Here is a 14623-nt window from a genome sequence, read left to right on the forward strand (position 1 = left end):
CGTCCAGGTGCCCGTTTTTCCAACGAGCTGTCAATATTTGTTGACAGAGTTCTTCCTGCAAACCCAATACTGTCTTATCATTTAATACATAATCCCTTGTCCAGGTGAAGGTTCCTATGCGTTTGGAAGTCTTTTGTGAAGACCGACTTGGTCTGACCCGCGAATTGCTCGATTTACTGGTGCTGAGAAGCATTGATTTGCGCGGTATCGAGATTGACCCCATCGGGCGAATTTACCTCAATTTTGCGGAACTGGAGTTCACCAATTTCAGTAGCCTGATGGCTGAAATCCGCCGTATTTCTGGCGTTACGGATGTACGTACCGTACCCTGGATGCCTTCAGAGCGTGAACATCTTGCGCTGAGTGCGCTGCTTGAGGCGCTACCAGAACCGGTCCTTTCTCTGGATATGAAAAGCAAAATTGAGATGGCGAATCCTGCGAGCTGTCAGCTTTTCACTCACACGCAGGATCGTATGCGCAATCATACCGCGGCCCAGTTAATCAACGGGTTCAATTTCCAGCGCTGGCTCGAAAGCAATCCGCAGGATTCGCATAGCGAGCATGTGGTGATTAACGGACAGAACTTCCTGATGGAAATTACGCCAGTCCATTTGCAGGGAGAAAATCAGGAGCAGATGCTGACCGGTGCCGTTGTTATGCTACGTTCCACCCTCCGGATGGGACGTCAGTTGCAAAATATGACCACGCAAGATCTAAGCGCGTTCAGCCAGATTATTGCCGTCAGCGCCAAAATGAAACACGTTGTGGAACAGGCGCGTAAGCTGGCAACGCTGAGTGCGCCGCTGCTGATTACCGGTAATACCGGCACTGGCAAAGATCTCTTTGCCCATGCCTGCCATCTGGCGAGTCCACGTGCGTCGAAGCCGTATCTGGCGCTCAATTGCGCATCGATTCCTGAAGATGCGGTCGAAAGCGAACTATTTGGTCATGCGCCGGAAGGCAAAAAAGGCTTCTTTGAGCAGGCGAATGGCGGTTCGGTTCTGTTGGATGAAATTGGCGAAATGTCGCCGCGTATGCAGACCAAACTGCTGCGTTTTCTCAATGACGGCACGTTCCGTCGCGTGGGAGAAGATCATGAAGTTCATGTTGATGTTCGCGTGATTTGCGCGACGCAAAAGAACCTTTTGGAGCTGGTGCAAAAAGGGCTTTTCCGTGAAGATCTCTATTATCGTCTGAATGTACTGACGCTAAACCTACCGCCGCTGCGCGATTGCCCGCAAGATATTATGCCGCTTACCGAACTGTTTGTGGCACGTTTTGCCGACGAGCAGGGCGTACCGCGTCCGAAGTTGTCCGCCGATCTTAGCACGGTGTTAACCCGCTATGGTTGGCCGGGTAACGTGCGCCAGCTTAAAAATGCTATCTATCGGGCGCTGACCCAGCTTGAAGGCTATGAGTTGCGTCCGCAGGATATTTTACTGCCGGATTATGATGCGGCTACGGTAGCGGTCGGAGAAGAAGTGATGGAAGGATCGCTGGATGAAATTACCAGCCGCTTTGAACGCTCAGTGCTGACGCAGCTTTATATGAATTATCCCAGCACGCGCAAACTCGCCAAACGCCTCGGTGTTTCGCATACCGCGATTGCTAACAAATTGCGAGAGTATGGACTGAGTCAGCAGAAAAAAAGCGAAGAGTAATGCCATAAATGAAAATGCCTCCATCCGGAGGCATTTTTGTATGTAGGCTGGCTTAAGCTTTCAGAACGTCCAGCGCAGCGGTGTAGTCTGGCTCGTTGGTGATTTCATTGACCAGTTGGCTGAAAACGACGTTGTCATTTTCATCGATAACAACCACGGCGCGTGCGGCCAGGCCTTTCAGCGGACCTTCAGCGATTTCAACGCCGTAGTTTTTCAGGAATTCTGCATTCCGCAGGGTGGACAGTGTGATAACGTTGCTCAGACCTTCCGCGCCGCAAAAGCGAGAATGGGCGAATGGCAGGTCGGCTGAGATGCACAGTACGACGGTATTGTCGATTTCTGTCGCCAGTTGGTTAAACTTACGTACCGATGCCGCGCAAACGCCGGTATCGATGCTTGGGAAAATATTCAGCACTTTGCGCTTGCCTGCGAACTGGCCCAGCGTAACGTCAGACAGGTCTTTAGCCACAAGGGTAAAAGCCTGAGCTTTGCTTCCAGTCTGAGGAATAGAGCCGGCAACTGCAACCGGGTTGCCCTGGAAATGAACGGTTTGTGACATGGTTATCTTCCTGTTTACATATAGTTAACGTCGAGGCTAGTTTATGCCATCAACAGTTAACACGGCAAACGCTATTTGCGGATATCCGCTTCAGGGACTGTATTAAGGAAAACAAATGAGAACAGTTAAGGTATATGAGGAAGCCTGGCCGCTGCACACTCCCTTTGTCATTGCCCGTGGGAGTCGAACTGAAGCGCATGTGGTGGTGGTCGAAGTGGCAGAAAACGGCGTCACAGGTATTGGCGAGTGTACGCCGTACCCACGCTACGGCGAAAGCGATGCCTCTGTGCTGGCGCAAATTATGAGCATTGCGCCACAACTGGAAAACGGTCTGACGCGTGAAGATCTGCAAAAACTGCTGCCAGCGGGAGCGGCGCGTAATGCCGTGGACTGCGCGTTGTGGGATTTGAGTGCGCGTCAACAGCAGCAGTCGCTGGCAGAATTAGCAGGAAGTAAACTGGCTGAGATAGTGACGACGGCGCAAACCGTGGTGATTGGCACGCCGGAGCAAATGGCGGCGAGCGCGGCTGCGCTATGGGGTAATGGCGCAAAACTGCTGAAAGTGAAACTGGATGAGCGCTTAATTAGCGAGCGGATGGTTGCCATTCGTGCCGCTGTACCCGATGCCACGATTATTGTCGACGCTAATGAGTCCTGGCGGGCAGAAGGCCTGGCGGCTCGCTGTCAACTGCTGGCTGATTTAGGGGTTGCGATGCTGGAGCAGCCACTGCCGGCACAGGACGATGCCGCACTGGAAAATTTTGTGCATCCGCTGCCCATCTGCGCAGATGAAAGCTGCCACACCCGTAGCAGTCTGAAAGCGTTGCATGGACGCTATGAAATGGTCAATATCAAACTCGACAAAACCGGTGGTCTGACAGAAGCGCTCGCGCTGGCAACTGAAGCACGAGAGCAGGGATTTGCGCTAATGCTGGGCTGTATGCTGTGTACCTCCCGGGCGATTAGCGCGGCGTTACCCCTTACGCCACTGGTTAGTTTTGCCGATCTTGATGGCCCAACCTGGCTTGCAACCGATGCGGAACCAGCCTTGCATTTTACGACCGGACAGCTTCATCTCTAGGGTGCCAGCGCAGGAGATTGGACATGGCCAGCAGATATTTCTCGCTCGCTTCATCTGATGAAATAGGGGGGAATTCGGCGGTGATACAGTGTAAGTTCAGGTCTGCGCACCAGCTTCCAAAAGAGCCGGGCGTTTCATAACCTACGCTGGTGACAAGCGGCAATTCAAACGACTGCGCCAGCCACGCGCCTAATTCGCTGCGTCTGGGATCTTCAATACAGGCCAGCGGATCGTGAAAAGAGACCACCCACGCAGGGTGAATTCGGTGAATGAGCTGACACAGTGCCTGGGTTTCTGGTTCTGAACCTGGGTTTTCGCCGGTCAACAACACCACATCGCGCTCCTCTGCGCTGCTGTTCCAACGATACACCGTTTCACCCGCTTTCCAGTTTGCGGCGGGAAAGTTACGGTTAAGGTCCACGCCGTTCGCATTGGCACGCAGTCCGAGCTGACAACCGTCAGGGTTAACCGCCAGCACGACATGGTGACGACGCAAGGAAGGGTTAAGCGTACGCAGTGCGCAGGAAAGGGTGACGACCGATGAGTTCTCGTCGCCGTGCGTTCCTGCCAGTATCAGACCGCTTTCACGATCGGCAGCCATTGCGGGAAACCAGATCAGCGGTGCGCCGAGCAATGAACGTCCGTAATGTTCGGTACCTGGCGGAAATGCGCCGCGCTCGGCACGGGGGCGGGTAACAGTCATAGTCATCTCTGAATGCTGGGATAGTTACTCGCAGTGTTGTGCAAAATTTATGGATAATCAAATCGTTTTCACACACTTAACTTTTCAGGTGTAATATCACTTTCTTGTCGGAAGTTAATTGCATTTCCTGCTGGCGATACAAATAATTACACATTCACCTAGTAGCCGGAATTGAGGGTATCTTATGCAGTATTCTGTTTCAGTAACCTGTTGTGCGCTGTTGGTTAGCAGCATTTCATTATCCTGGGCTGCTGATGTTCCCAGCGGAACGGTGCTGGCAGAAAAACAAGAACTGGTGCGTCATATAAAAGATGAACCGGCGTCACTGGATCCGGCAAAGGCCGTCGGGCTTCCTGAAATCCAGGTTATCCGTGATTTATTTGAAGGACTGGTCAACCAGAATGAGAAGGGCGAGATTGTGCCTGGCGTTGCCACTCAATGGAAAAGCAACGATAACCGTATCTGGACGTTTACGCTACGCGACAATGCGCAATGGGCTGATGGTACGCCGGTAACGGCACAGGATTTTGTCTATAGCTGGCAGCGTCTGGTTGATCCGAAAACGCTGTCGCCGTTTGCCTGGTTTGCTGCGCTGGCAGGCATTAACAATGCACAGGCCATCATCGATGGAAAAGCCACGCCGGATAAGCTTGGCGTTAGCGCGATTGATGCGCGTACGTTGAAGGTTCAACTGGATAAACCACTGCCCTGGTTTGCCAATCTGACGGCGAGTTTTGCGTTTTATCCGGTACAGAAAGCCAATGTTGAGAGCGGCAAAGAGTGGACCAAACCCGGCAATCTGATTGGTAACGGCGCTTATGTGCTCAAAGATCGCGTCGTGAACGAAAAACTGGAAGTTGTGCCAAACACGCATTATTGGGATAACGCCAAAACGGTGCTGCAAAAAGTGACCTTTCTGCCAATTAATCAGGAGTCGGCAGCCACCAAGCGCTACCTTGCGGGTGATATTGATATCACTGAATCCTTTCCGAAAAACATGTATCAGAAACTGTTGAAGGATATTCCGGGCCAGGTTTATACCCCGCCTCAGCTTGGCACTTACTATTATGCCTTCAATACCCAGAAGGGACCGACTGCTGATTCCCGCGTGCGTCTGGCGCTCAGCATGACGATCGATCGTCGCCTGATGGCGGAAAAAGTCCTGGGGACTGGTGAAAAACCCGCCTGGCATTTTACGCCGGATGTCACAGCAGGATTTATGCCAGAACCGTCACCCTTTGAACAAATGAGTCAGGAAGAGCTTAATGCCCAGGCGAAAACGCTGCTGCGTGCAGCGGGCTATGGTCCACAGAAACCGCTTAAACTTACACTGCTGTACAACACCTCTGAAAACCATCAGAAGATTGCTATCGCAGTCGCGTCTATGTGGAAGAAAAACCTCGGCGTTGACGTAAAACTGCAAAATCAGGAGTGGAAAACTTACATTGATAGCCGCAATACCGGTAATTTTGATGTGATCCGTGCCTCCTGGGTGGGTGACTATAATGAGCCTTCTACCTTCTTGTCATTATTAACATCGACCCATACGGGTAATATCTCACGCTTTAATAATCCGGCGTACGATAAAGTGTTGACCCAGGCTACTCTGGAGAATACAGAAAAAGCGCGGAATGCCGATTATAACGCAGCAGAGAAAATTCTGATGGAACAAGCACCTATTGCGCCTATCTATCAGTATACCAACGGGCGTTTAATCAAACCCTGGCTGAAAGGGTATCCGATTACTAACCCTGAAGATGTGGCATACAGTCGCACAATGTATATTTTGAAACACTAATATTGCAGGCACGTTCGGGACGTGGTGTTAGCCATTTCCCGAACAGACAAGGCAAGGTGGAGTGATGAAAGCGACGGAAAAATATTATCCGATAGATTGCGATCTTCATGATTATCTGGAAATCGCTTGCCTGTACCACTATTGGTTACGCATTGAGCTAACGGATAGCAGATGTTTTGATGCCAAAGCGTTGACGACGTGTACCACAACGGATAAAGAAGAATTTCTGCTGGTGGAGCACGATGAAGACCAGCAAACAATTCGTCTGGATCACCTGTCAACGATCACTGCGCTGACGCCCGGGGCGCTATTTAGCACGGTGAGTTTTCAGCGAGCCATAAAGAAAGAACTGTAGTACAGATGTTATACGGTATAAATACGAATATCGTGCGCCTGGAAAGCCGTGGCATACTCTTTGCTAATATTATCCTCGACAACAATCACATCGATATTGCTGCTTTCGGTGACGACATAACGGGCGACAGCCGGGATCTTCTCCGCTGTCAGCGCGACGATAGTTTCATTGCACTGCTTGATCACTGCTTTTTTGAACTCACAATCCGCGTAATCAAATCCCGTTAAGCCGGGTTCAGGCGACATTGCACAACCGCCAATAAATCCCTGATCGAATAAAATACCCTGCACCTGTGCAATAGCGGCGGCCCCCACACATCCTCCTGAAGATCGCTGTACTGCACCGCCCAGTATAATGACGTCAAACAGCGGTTTTTTTAGTAAAACGGCGGCAATCTCCGGTGAATTTGTCACCACGGTTAGCGCCAGCTCGGCGGGCAGGGCTTCAGCCATTGCCATATTGGTACTGCCCGTATCGATAAAAATGCAGCTTCCTGATTTAACCAGCCGGGCGCATCTCTGCGCGATATTGCTCTTTTTCGCCACATTAATACGCTTACGCACGCTGATGTCTTCGGATTCAGGGAGGGCAATGACTGCGCCGCCATAGACTTTTTTACATACGCCATCTTTACTCAGCTCATGCAGGTCGCGGCGGATTGTGTGTTCTGAAACGCCCAACCTGCTGGCGAGTTCGGAACAGATGACCCTGCCGTTTTCCTGCAGGATCTGATAAATGAGCGCCTGGCGCTGTTCCGGAAATGCGGCGTAATCGAGCATGTGTACTCCAGAAAAAATAAACATCGAGCAATAACAAGCATAATCGTGCATTATGGTTCACGATGTCAACACCCCTTAAAGGGGCGTCCTGTAGTAGATATTATGAGAGAGGTTCGCTATGAAAGTTGCGCATATGGCGTTATGGACACGGGATCTTGAACAGCAAGCGCAGTTCTGGGTTACGTTTTTTGACGCAAAGATCAACGAAAAATACTGCAGTAAAACCAATCCTGGATTTGAATCTTATTTTGTCACTATTGGTGAGGATATTGCGATTGAGTTAATGACGAAGCCTGGATTGACACAACGAACTCCTGACAATAACACTTCAGGATGGGCGCATCTCGCCATGTCAGTGGGGGGGAGAGAAAATGTTGATGTTATGGCAACACTGGCAAAAGAACAGGGGATATTAGTCTCTGACCCACGTACTACTGGTGACGGATATTACGAAGCAGTGATACAGGATCCTGATGGAAATTTAATTGAGATAGTAGCCTAATCCCTTAAAAAATTTGGTGCAGGATCCGTATCATCATTTTAATTGGCAGACGCTTGTGTGGTGGAGTTTTCCATATAGAGCGTCTGGCTGGGGAATGCAAAGTCGGCGCCGTTTGCCTGGACTATCGAAATTATCTTCAAATAAACGTCTTGTTGTACTGCGAGCCACTCCTGCCAGACGGTGGTTTTCGTGAAGCAATACACCATGATATTCAATGATGAATCAGCAAATTCATTAAAATAAACCAACAGAGTTTGTTTCTGGTCTATTCCAGGATGGTTTTGCAACATTTGTCTGACTGATTCAACAACGTTACCGACTTTATCAGCATCCTCATATCGTAACCCGATCACCGTTTTGATGCGTCGGTTAGTCATCCTCCCCGGGTTCTCTACGCTGATGGAAGAGAAAACCGAGTTTGGTACATATAGCGGGCGATGATCGAAGGTTTTTATTTTGGTCATTCGCCAGCCGATTTCTGTTACCGTGCCTTCAATATTACGGTCCGGGGAGCGGATCCAGTCGCCGATGCTAAACGGTCTGTCGAAATAGAGCATAATGCCAGAGAAAAAATTGCTCAGAACGTCTTTACCCGCCATACCTACAGCGATGCCGCCAATACCGCCGAAGGTTAACAGGCCGGATAAGCTCATGCCGAAATGCTCGCCGTACAGCAAAATGATAGCGACCACGATGGTAATCTTAATGATACGCGACAGGATCCTCGCACTGGTGATATCTCTGCCTTTATTAATCTGCGTTTTTTCAAACTGATTAATCATCAAAAAGAGTTTGGTGGTCAGGATCAGCGCAATCAACGAGGTGCAGATAAAATCGACCACGCTGGAGGAGATAAATTTCAGGCTGTAACTTTCGATAATGTTATTGGCAATACTGCCAAACGTCCCAATGATAACGGCATAGATAAAAAATTGCGCGGCATGAAATATGAATCCTTTGCAGCGTCGCTCTCCTCGATGATACCAGACACTCATCAGGATCAGTGCGGCACAGCAGCTGAGAATTACTGTCAAATTAAACGCGTTATTTATAAACAGTTCAGCGATCATGATTCTTCCAGGCAGCTCCGTGTTAGCGAAATATCATCTGATATCCTAATCCTTGAATATTTTACTCAGTTCAGGCGATCAGAGCATTATTCTCCAGGATAGAAAAATAATGCAATTAGCGCTATTTTCGGCGAAATCGCGCTGGCGTCAACCCTGTGTATGGTTTATGTAGCAGACAGTCAGTTGATGTCATGGTATTGTTAGCGCAAAGTAACAAGGTTTTCATCTGCAAAAGGACAGTACTATGATCATGGCTAAGCTGAAGACAGCAAAGGGGCGGAAGTTTCTGTTGTGCCTGCTTGGGGTGTTTATTATCGCAGCGTCGGTCGTGACGCGAGCGACGATCGGCGGCGTTATTGAACAGTATGACATTCCGCTATCCGACTGGACCGCCTCAATGTACGCCATTCAATCTGCAATGATTTGTGTCTACAGTATGGTGTTTACGATTTTGTTGGCTATCCCGCTTGGTATTTATTTCCTCGGCGGTGAGGAGCAGCACTAGGTGTTGAAATGCCGGATGATATCGTCATCCGGCATGTGTTGCGCGGTTAGTCGTCTTCTTCGTCGTCCAGTTCAACAGGTGTTTGATACTCATCCGGCTTGATAACCAACAGGTCGCAGCGTAGGTGATCGATAACCTGTTCCGCGGTGTTACCAAGGAACGCGGCCGAAATACCGGTACGACCGACAGTACCCAGCACGACAATACCTGCCTGCAAGTGCTCGGCTAAATCAGGAATAACTTCTTCAGGTAAACCTTTTTCAACATGCGTCATTTTCTCATCGATACTGAATTTCTGACGTAACGCCTTCATCGCCAGCAGGTGCTGTCCGCGGATCGCATCGTTGTAAACACTGGGGTCAAACTCAGGCAGTTCAATCGCGATGTTGATTGGCGTCACGGGATAGGCCCCCACCAGATGTACTTCGGTATGGTTAACCTGTTCTGCCAGTTGCAGCGTCTCTTTGACCAGTTTTTCATTGAGCGCGTTGTGATAAGCCTCTTCACTGGCGAGGTTGACCGCAACCAGAGCTTTACCCCCTTCAGGCCATGGCTGGTCTTTGACCATCCATACCGGGCTTGGACATTTACGCAATAAATGCCAGTCTGTGGGGGTGAAAATTACGGCTTCGAGGCGGTCGTGTTGGTGCGCCATTTTGAGGACCAGGTCATGCTGAGCACTGATAACTTCCTGGATGATGGCTTCAAAGGGACGGTTGTGCCAGACCACTTTTATCTCAAGAGGGATCCCTGCTTCGATATAGTATTTCGCTTGTTCACGTATCCATGCCGTTCGTTGGCTGATAACTCCCTGACGCATTGCCGTACGTTCATCGGGCGACAGCAGCGTAGTCATCTCATAGGAAAAGTCATAGATCGGCAAAAAGGCCTTAATTTTGCCACCAATCCGTTGATGCAGATAAACAGCTCGCCTTAATGCTGGTTGATCGTCCTGGTTTGGATCGATGACGACCAGCATATTTTTGTACATAGCCATACAGGGTCTCCTTACAACTGTCATCGCAGTTTGTAACTAAAAGAGTAACCCAATAATGTGGATTGAAACAGGGGATAACCTCCTGCCAGATCAATAAATTGGGAAAATTTATATATTTTATTCACATCTTGCTAAAACTAAACGACTTTCCTCCGAATTTGTGTCCGTTTTAGGCATCCTGGTGTAGCGCTGTCGGCATACGGTTATTTAGCATAATGATCTGATCCTTCTGTTGTAGCGTAGTCCGCCGGAGGATATAGAAGGCAAGGGTTTGTATATTTACTGAATACTTTCCAGGTCTTTTGCTATATCACGATGGCGTCCCTGGTCGGCAATCTCACGCCCCTGGCGAGGCGGTGCTTTAAGCGCTTTTTCCAGATAGCGTTTTCCTTCGTCAGTCTTTTTCTCTTTTAGCAAAAAGTCGCCATAAAAATAGTTTGGATCGATGCCATCAGGATTGATCGCCAGTGCTTTTTTCAGCATTTCGTCGGCTTTGTTTTTATCACCAAACCCAATCGGCCAGCCGGGAACCTGATAATACAGCGCCCCAAGGCTGGTCCAGGCAGATCCCTGTAAAGCATTGGGGTCGATGCTGATCGCTTTTTCCAAATCGCTACGTGCCTGTTTGACCAGACTCAATGCACCCAGCCCTCCTTTAGCCCCCGCCCAGCTACTGTCGATAATCGCCGACCAGATAAGCAATGATGCATCAGCATTATTTTTCGCCTGACTCGCACTATGGGCCCGCTGACTCAGTGCGGTAAAGCAGCTCTCTTTTTTCGCTTCAAGGGTTTGATATTGGCAAACTGACCAGTCGTGCTGGAGATTTTCCAGTGTGGTAGTCGCCATGGCAGAGACGGGAAAAGCTGCCGTCAGCAGCAACGTTTTCAAAATTTTCATTTGTCTTCACCTTTGAATAAGCCCTGGGTATAGGATTGGATCACGGGTAATTTTTTACCCAACGCGTTGTCTACTATACCGGGAAACCAGGCATTGATTTTTACGAACAGACGCTCCATCACGCCGAAGCGGTAGAGTTTCTGCTCTGTCTCAAGGAGATGCACCAGACGTATGGCGACAAATTGCGGGGAATCACTGCCATTACCCAGTTTGCGGTTAAGCGCGTAAACCTCGTCACTGTTGAGCGTAGTTTCGGTGGTGCGCGGCGCGGCATACAGTACGCAGATACCATTCCCCTTTAATTCGCGCCCCAGCGCTTCCGAGAAACGATGCGTGGCTGCCTTGGTGGCGCTATACACGCTCCAGGCAGGGTGACCAATTTCACCAAATATCGAACCAATGTTCAGGACGATGCCCTGCGGATTAAACTTATCCAGCATGGCGCGGGTTAACAGGGTGGGGATTTCGATATTGGTTCTAATCTGTTCCCGAATATCCTCAAAAGACTGTTGTTCAAACAGTGCAAAACGACTGGTTCCGGCATTGTTGATCAGGATATCCAGTTTGTTCTCATCTTTGAATCTGCTGGCCAGCGCGACGATTTCCTCGTCAGTATAACTGTTCATCAGCGCAATATGATGCCGTTCCGGATTGGGAAGCGTTTCTTTCAGAAGCATCATTGCCTGCGCATTTCGTCCTACCAGGTACAGTCTGGCTCCTTTGTGCGCCAGCCTTTGCGCCAGCGCTTGTCCGATACCACCGCTGGCGCCAGTCAGCAGAACGGTTTTATCATGCAGGTTCATGCGTGGTCTGCCCCAGTTGATTAAGCATCTCTGTGTACAGGTGATAGACACGACGAGCAGCATAGATAATGGCTGCCTGATCGGCTTCGTCAGTCACGGTATCCATAAGTGAGGCGAAAAACTTAAGATGCCCCTGATCAAGTTCACCGTGTGAACGCAGGTAGGTTGTCGCCTGTTCTGGCAGCCCCAGTGTTCGTTCCACCTGGGCTGCAATCGCGGTAGCAATAGATACGCTGGTTCCCTCCAGTACCTGTACCATGCCAAAAATACTCATAGGATTGATCCGTTCAATGCGGTAGTAGAGCCAGGCAACCATCATTTCTATCGGTATCCCTGGAGTGCCATTGCGAACGCTTTGCGCATCACCGCCGCAAGCCTGAATATCGTTCAGGATCCATTCCTGATGCCCGTACTCTTCGTCAATATATTCAGCAATCGCGCCCCGAACAGCTTCATGTGAGGCTGGCAAGCGGCTGCCAGCACTCATCAACAGGGGGACGGTATGGCTGACGTGATAGTAAGCCTGTGTCAGAAAAGCGATATACAGGTCGCGCGAGATATCACCAGCCTGGCAGCGCGCGATGACAGGCGAGGAGAGTAAACTTCGGCGTTCGGCCTCAGTCTGTTGTTGTAATTTGTTATAAAAGCTCATGATGACTCCTCTTCACTACAGGTGAGAATATGTTGCCAGAGGGATTGCCGGATGAGTTCCCGGCGTGGGCGGCCATTTGCAGTGAGCATGCCAGGCTCTGAAATAGCTGAAGTGAATAACAAACGATGGAACTGCGCATAATCAGGCAGTTGAGCAGAAACGGCCAGTAGTTGCTCGCGGGCCTGCGTCTCTTGCCCGTCGACGGCATCGACGAGTGCAACGTTATGCCTTAAGCCTTCGCCAAAAATCACGATTCGGCGTACAGCCGGGCAGGTCATGGCCTCTGCCTCAGGCCATTCAGGTGAAAAATTACGACCAAAGGCGTTTATCTGCACGTTCTTCAGGCGTCCCTGAATACTAACAAACCCGTGGTCATCAACACTGCCAAGATCGCCGGTAGCAACTGTGGGGGAGGCGGGCGCGGCTCCCAGATACCCCAACGCGTTGGCCGGGCTGGTGACACACAATTGTTGCTGGTCATCAACATGGATCTGGATACCAGGCAATGGCCGACCGACGCTGTTCTCTTTTATGGCGTCGGGAAGATTGAGGGCAACGACAGAGCCACATTCGGAGAGGCCATACCCTTCATATACTGGTAAGCCACTCGATATCGCCATTGTCAGCAATGAAGCCGGAACCTTGCCGCCACCTGCGGCGACAAAACGTAAAGATTGCGTACTGCCCGGTACCTGCTTGTGCAGATGCAGTAACACCCGTAGCAACTCCGGTACCAGCACCAGGCTTTGTGGGTTCCAGGTGGTCAGCGCCTGAAGAAACTGGACTGGATTAAAGCGGCTGGAACCTTCAAACCCAATCCGGGAGGGCGGGATAATCACCGTCTCAACACCAAGTAGCAGAGGGATGTAAACGCCGCACAGATTCTCCAGCAGGATACTGAGGGGCAGTGTCACCAGGTGTTTTTCCAGATTCAGGGGTTGCAGTGCGCCTGCTAACGTTTGAGCCATCCATACCATACCATCCAGACTCAGACAGACGCCTTTTGGCTCTCCGGTTGTACCGGAGGTATACGTTATCTTTGCCGTTCCTGCCGGCAGAGTCACGGGGTCCTTTACTGCACGGATTTGCAGTCTTCCGAGTACAAAATCGTGTTCCTGCCAATCCGCCAGGATTTCCCCACCGATTTGTGCATCCACAGAGGCTGATGATCGTACCCAGGCTTTCTGTTGCCCGCTGAAAAAGGAGGGGACAGGGATGATTACCACTCCACTTACCAGGCATGCGAGATCGATGATCGCCCATTCAGGGCTGTTATCCATTTCAAGTGCCAGCCGTTTTACCTTGAGGGAAGATAATTGTTCGGCCACTGCCTTAACGGCTTCATGGTATTGCTGCCAGCTCCACGAGCGAGAGTCTCCCTGCAGGGCGAGGGCATTTGGCTGAAGCGTAACCTGTTTCTCAAGCATGTTCAGAAACATAAGATCCTCCGGAAGGGGTTATCCAGGGAGCAGCAGGCGGATCAGCAAACATTCCCAGCAACAGGCTGGTCTGACTCAGTGTGGTTTGCCCACCATGTAACTCTCCCGCCATAATTTGTGGGTCATGTTCGTAATAGCTCCCCCATTCACGCGCAGCTTCGCCAAGCCTTGTCGGGTCAGCAGGCATCAATGTGACTGGCTGAAGATTCAGACGGAAAAAGGTATTGCGTATTTTTTTAGTTCCGGTAAAGACAATCCACGAATAGCAGTATTGATTGAGAAGCAGGCATAGCGCCGCATACATTATTCGGGCGCTAGCCCCGTCGCTCGCGGCAAAATTACCAATTTCAACCATTGAGTCACGTGAAACGGGATGTAACAATCGTGCAGACAGCACGGCTTCAACCGGGACATCAAGATAATGTTCGAGGTATAGCGTACCCATTGAGGCTGGCTGGACGCCACATGCTGCTTTTAATTCTCCGTTGGCATCGAACATTCCAAGTAACCATGGCATGCAACGCGGAAGAGATGCATGATAAAACTGAGAATAACTTTCACGAATAAACACTGAAATATCATTCTGCTCACGTTCACCAGGAAGCCAGCGCAACGTATAAGGAGATAAGATTCGCATAGGAAGACCTCTTTTAGCGTCTTATCAGTATGGCGAGTCAACATTATGTTAACATTAAGTTGAGCATGAACCTGGTAATTGAATCCAATACCGCGACAATAATGTGTAGAACCCGAATAAACAGAATGTATTTATGCGGAAGTACATTCTGTAAATGGGTAGTCATGATTTCGGTGCTTTAA

Annotated in this window: 16 protein-coding genes; 6 read left to right on the forward strand and 10 right to left on the reverse strand. The window is 50.0% G+C overall.

Going from position 1 to position 14623, the window contains the following annotated elements:
- Nucleotides 1-116 precede the first annotated feature (116 nt).
- The gene (gene tyrR / locus NMD08_RS12190) at nucleotides 117-1661 is read left to right on the forward strand and encodes a transcriptional regulator TyrR (RefSeq protein WP_187259604.1); all 1545 of its coding nucleotides are present in this window, start codon (nucleotides 117-119) and stop codon (nucleotides 1659-1661) included.
- A gap of 52 nt (nucleotides 1662-1713) precedes the next feature.
- On the opposite strand, the gene tpx is transcribed toward tyrR, so the two are convergent.
- Nucleotides 1714-2220, reverse strand: coding sequence for a thiol peroxidase (gene tpx / locus NMD08_RS12195; RefSeq protein WP_151219330.1), 507 nt, complete (start codon nucleotides 2218-2220; stop codon nucleotides 1714-1716).
- Between the two features lie 115 nt (nucleotides 2221-2335).
- Between tpx and ycjG the strand changes: the two genes are divergently transcribed.
- Nucleotides 2336-3301: an L-Ala-D/L-Glu epimerase gene (ycjG, locus tag NMD08_RS12200; protein WP_151219329.1), complete on the forward strand. Its 966-nt coding sequence runs from the start codon at nucleotides 2336-2338 to the stop codon at nucleotides 3299-3301.
- On the opposite strand, the gene mpaA is transcribed toward ycjG, so the two are convergent.
- On the reverse strand, nucleotides 3276-4004 hold the full coding sequence (gene mpaA / locus NMD08_RS12205; RefSeq protein ID WP_151219328.1) for a murein tripeptide amidase MpaA: 729 nt from the start codon (nucleotides 4002-4004) through the stop codon (nucleotides 3276-3278). The genes ycjG and mpaA overlap by 26 nt on opposite strands.
- Before the next feature lie 184 nt (nucleotides 4005-4188).
- Between mpaA and mppA the strand changes: the two genes are divergently transcribed.
- Together mppA and NMD08_RS12215 are read left to right on the forward strand one after the other, a co-directional pair.
- Nucleotides 4189-5802, forward strand: coding sequence for a murein tripeptide ABC transporter substrate-binding protein MppA (gene mppA, locus NMD08_RS12210; RefSeq protein WP_252838815.1), 1614 nt, complete (start codon nucleotides 4189-4191; stop codon nucleotides 5800-5802).
- A gap of 64 nt (nucleotides 5803-5866) precedes the next feature.
- A complete protein-coding gene (locus NMD08_RS12215) occupies nucleotides 5867-6157 on the forward strand; it encodes a Rho-binding antiterminator (RefSeq protein WP_187252359.1) in 291 nt (96 codons plus the stop codon).
- Between the two features lie 8 nt (nucleotides 6158-6165).
- On the opposite strand, the gene NMD08_RS12220 is transcribed toward NMD08_RS12215, so the two are convergent.
- Nucleotides 6166-6936 (reverse strand): DeoR/GlpR family DNA-binding transcription regulator, encoded by a 771-nt coding sequence (locus tag NMD08_RS12220; protein WP_151219327.1) that lies wholly within the window; start codon nucleotides 6934-6936, stop codon nucleotides 6166-6168.
- A 118-nt stretch (nucleotides 6937-7054) separates the two neighbouring features.
- Between NMD08_RS12220 and NMD08_RS12225 the strand changes: the two genes are divergently transcribed.
- The gene (locus NMD08_RS12225) at nucleotides 7055-7438 is read left to right on the forward strand and encodes a VOC family protein (RefSeq protein ID WP_252838814.1); all 384 of its coding nucleotides are present in this window, start codon (nucleotides 7055-7057) and stop codon (nucleotides 7436-7438) included.
- A gap of 38 nt (nucleotides 7439-7476) precedes the next feature.
- Here the strand turns inward: NMD08_RS12225 and NMD08_RS12230 are convergent, their stop codons facing one another.
- Nucleotides 7477-8508, reverse strand: a complete 1032-nt coding sequence (locus NMD08_RS12230) for a mechanosensitive ion channel family protein (RefSeq protein ID WP_187252360.1) — start codon at nucleotides 8506-8508, stop codon at nucleotides 7477-7479.
- Between the two features lie 244 nt (nucleotides 8509-8752).
- Here NMD08_RS12230 and NMD08_RS12235 point away from each other — a divergent pair, with 244 nt between their 5' ends.
- Nucleotides 8753-9013 (forward strand): DUF2534 family protein, encoded by a 261-nt coding sequence (locus tag NMD08_RS12235; RefSeq protein ID WP_003020403.1) that lies wholly within the window; start codon nucleotides 8753-8755, stop codon nucleotides 9011-9013.
- A 46-nt stretch (nucleotides 9014-9059) separates the two neighbouring features.
- Here NMD08_RS12235 and uspE read toward each other — a convergent pair whose 3' ends face one another.
- The 6 genes from uspE to NMD08_RS12265 form a co-directional block, all read right to left on the reverse strand.
- Complete coding sequence (uspE, locus tag NMD08_RS12240) at nucleotides 9060-10010, reverse strand: universal stress protein UspE (protein WP_151219325.1); 951 nt, start codon at nucleotides 10008-10010, stop codon at nucleotides 9060-9062.
- 279 nt (nucleotides 10011-10289) lie between these two features.
- Entirely contained in the window at nucleotides 10290-10910 is a 621-nt protein-coding gene (locus NMD08_RS12245) for a hypothetical protein (RefSeq protein ID WP_151219324.1), read from the reverse strand.
- Complete coding sequence (locus NMD08_RS12250) at nucleotides 10907-11713, reverse strand: SDR family oxidoreductase (RefSeq protein WP_151225499.1); 807 nt, start codon at nucleotides 11711-11713, stop codon at nucleotides 10907-10909. Before NMD08_RS12250 ends, NMD08_RS12245 begins: the two co-directional genes overlap by 4 nt.
- On the reverse strand, nucleotides 11700-12365 hold the full coding sequence (locus NMD08_RS12255; protein ID WP_187252362.1) for a TenA family transcriptional regulator: 666 nt from the start codon (nucleotides 12363-12365) through the stop codon (nucleotides 11700-11702). Before NMD08_RS12255 ends, NMD08_RS12250 begins: the two co-directional genes overlap by 14 nt.
- Complete coding sequence (locus tag NMD08_RS12260) at nucleotides 12362-13804, reverse strand: AMP-dependent synthetase/ligase (RefSeq protein WP_370620173.1); 1443 nt, start codon at nucleotides 13802-13804, stop codon at nucleotides 12362-12364. Before NMD08_RS12260 ends, NMD08_RS12255 begins: the two co-directional genes overlap by 4 nt.
- On the reverse strand, nucleotides 13785-14441 hold the full coding sequence (locus tag NMD08_RS12265) for a thermostable hemolysin (protein ID WP_151219320.1): 657 nt from the start codon (nucleotides 14439-14441) through the stop codon (nucleotides 13785-13787). Before NMD08_RS12265 ends, NMD08_RS12260 begins: the two co-directional genes overlap by 20 nt.
- Nucleotides 14442-14623 lie beyond the last annotated feature (182 nt).

Source organism: Citrobacter meridianamericanus (assembly GCF_041320245.1).
Classification (GTDB): Bacteria; Pseudomonadota; Gammaproteobacteria; order Enterobacterales; family Enterobacteriaceae; genus Citrobacter; species Citrobacter meridianamericanus.

Bases quoted from the DNA above. Each gene is read 5' to 3' on its own strand.
- tyrR (WP_187259604.1), top strand. From the start codon at position 117: ATGCGTTTGGAAGTCTTTTGTGAAGACCGACTTGGTCTGACCCGCGAA.
- tpx (WP_151219330.1), bottom strand. From the start codon at position 2,220: ATGTCACAAACCGTTCATTTCCAGGGCAACCCGGTTGCAGTTGCCGGC.
- ycjG (WP_151219329.1), top strand. From the start codon at position 2,336: ATGAGAACAGTTAAGGTATATGAGGAAGCCTGGCCGCTGCACACTCCC.
- mpaA (WP_151219328.1), bottom strand. From the start codon at position 4,004: ATGACTGTTACCCGCCCCCGTGCCGAGCGCGGCGCATTTCCGCCAGGT.
- mppA (WP_252838815.1), top strand. From the start codon at position 4,189: ATGCAGTATTCTGTTTCAGTAACCTGTTGTGCGCTGTTGGTTAGCAGC.
- NMD08_RS12215 (WP_187252359.1), top strand. From the start codon at position 5,867: ATGAAAGCGACGGAAAAATATTATCCGATAGATTGCGATCTTCATGAT.
- NMD08_RS12220 (WP_151219327.1), bottom strand. From the start codon at position 6,936: ATGCTCGATTACGCCGCATTTCCGGAACAGCGCCAGGCGCTCATTTAT.
- NMD08_RS12225 (WP_252838814.1), top strand. From the start codon at position 7,055: ATGAAAGTTGCGCATATGGCGTTATGGACACGGGATCTTGAACAGCAA.
- NMD08_RS12230 (WP_187252360.1), bottom strand. From the start codon at position 8,508: ATGATCGCTGAACTGTTTATAAATAACGCGTTTAATTTGACAGTAATT.
- NMD08_RS12235 (WP_003020403.1), top strand. From the start codon at position 8,753: ATGATCATGGCTAAGCTGAAGACAGCAAAGGGGCGGAAGTTTCTGTTG.
- uspE (WP_151219325.1), bottom strand. From the start codon at position 10,010: ATGGCTATGTACAAAAATATGCTGGTCGTCATCGATCCAAACCAGGAC.
- NMD08_RS12245 (WP_151219324.1), bottom strand. From the start codon at position 10,910: ATGAAAATTTTGAAAACGTTGCTGCTGACGGCAGCTTTTCCCGTCTCT.
- NMD08_RS12250 (WP_151225499.1), bottom strand. From the start codon at position 11,713: ATGAACCTGCATGATAAAACCGTTCTGCTGACTGGCGCCAGCGGTGGT.
- NMD08_RS12255 (WP_187252362.1), bottom strand. From the start codon at position 12,365: ATGAGCTTTTATAACAAATTACAACAACAGACTGAGGCCGAACGCCGA.
- NMD08_RS12260 (WP_370620173.1), bottom strand. From the start codon at position 13,804: ATGTTTCTGAACATGCTTGAGAAACAGGTTACGCTTCAGCCAAATGCC.
- NMD08_RS12265 (WP_151219320.1), bottom strand. From the start codon at position 14,441: ATGCGAATCTTATCTCCTTATACGTTGCGCTGGCTTCCTGGTGAACGT.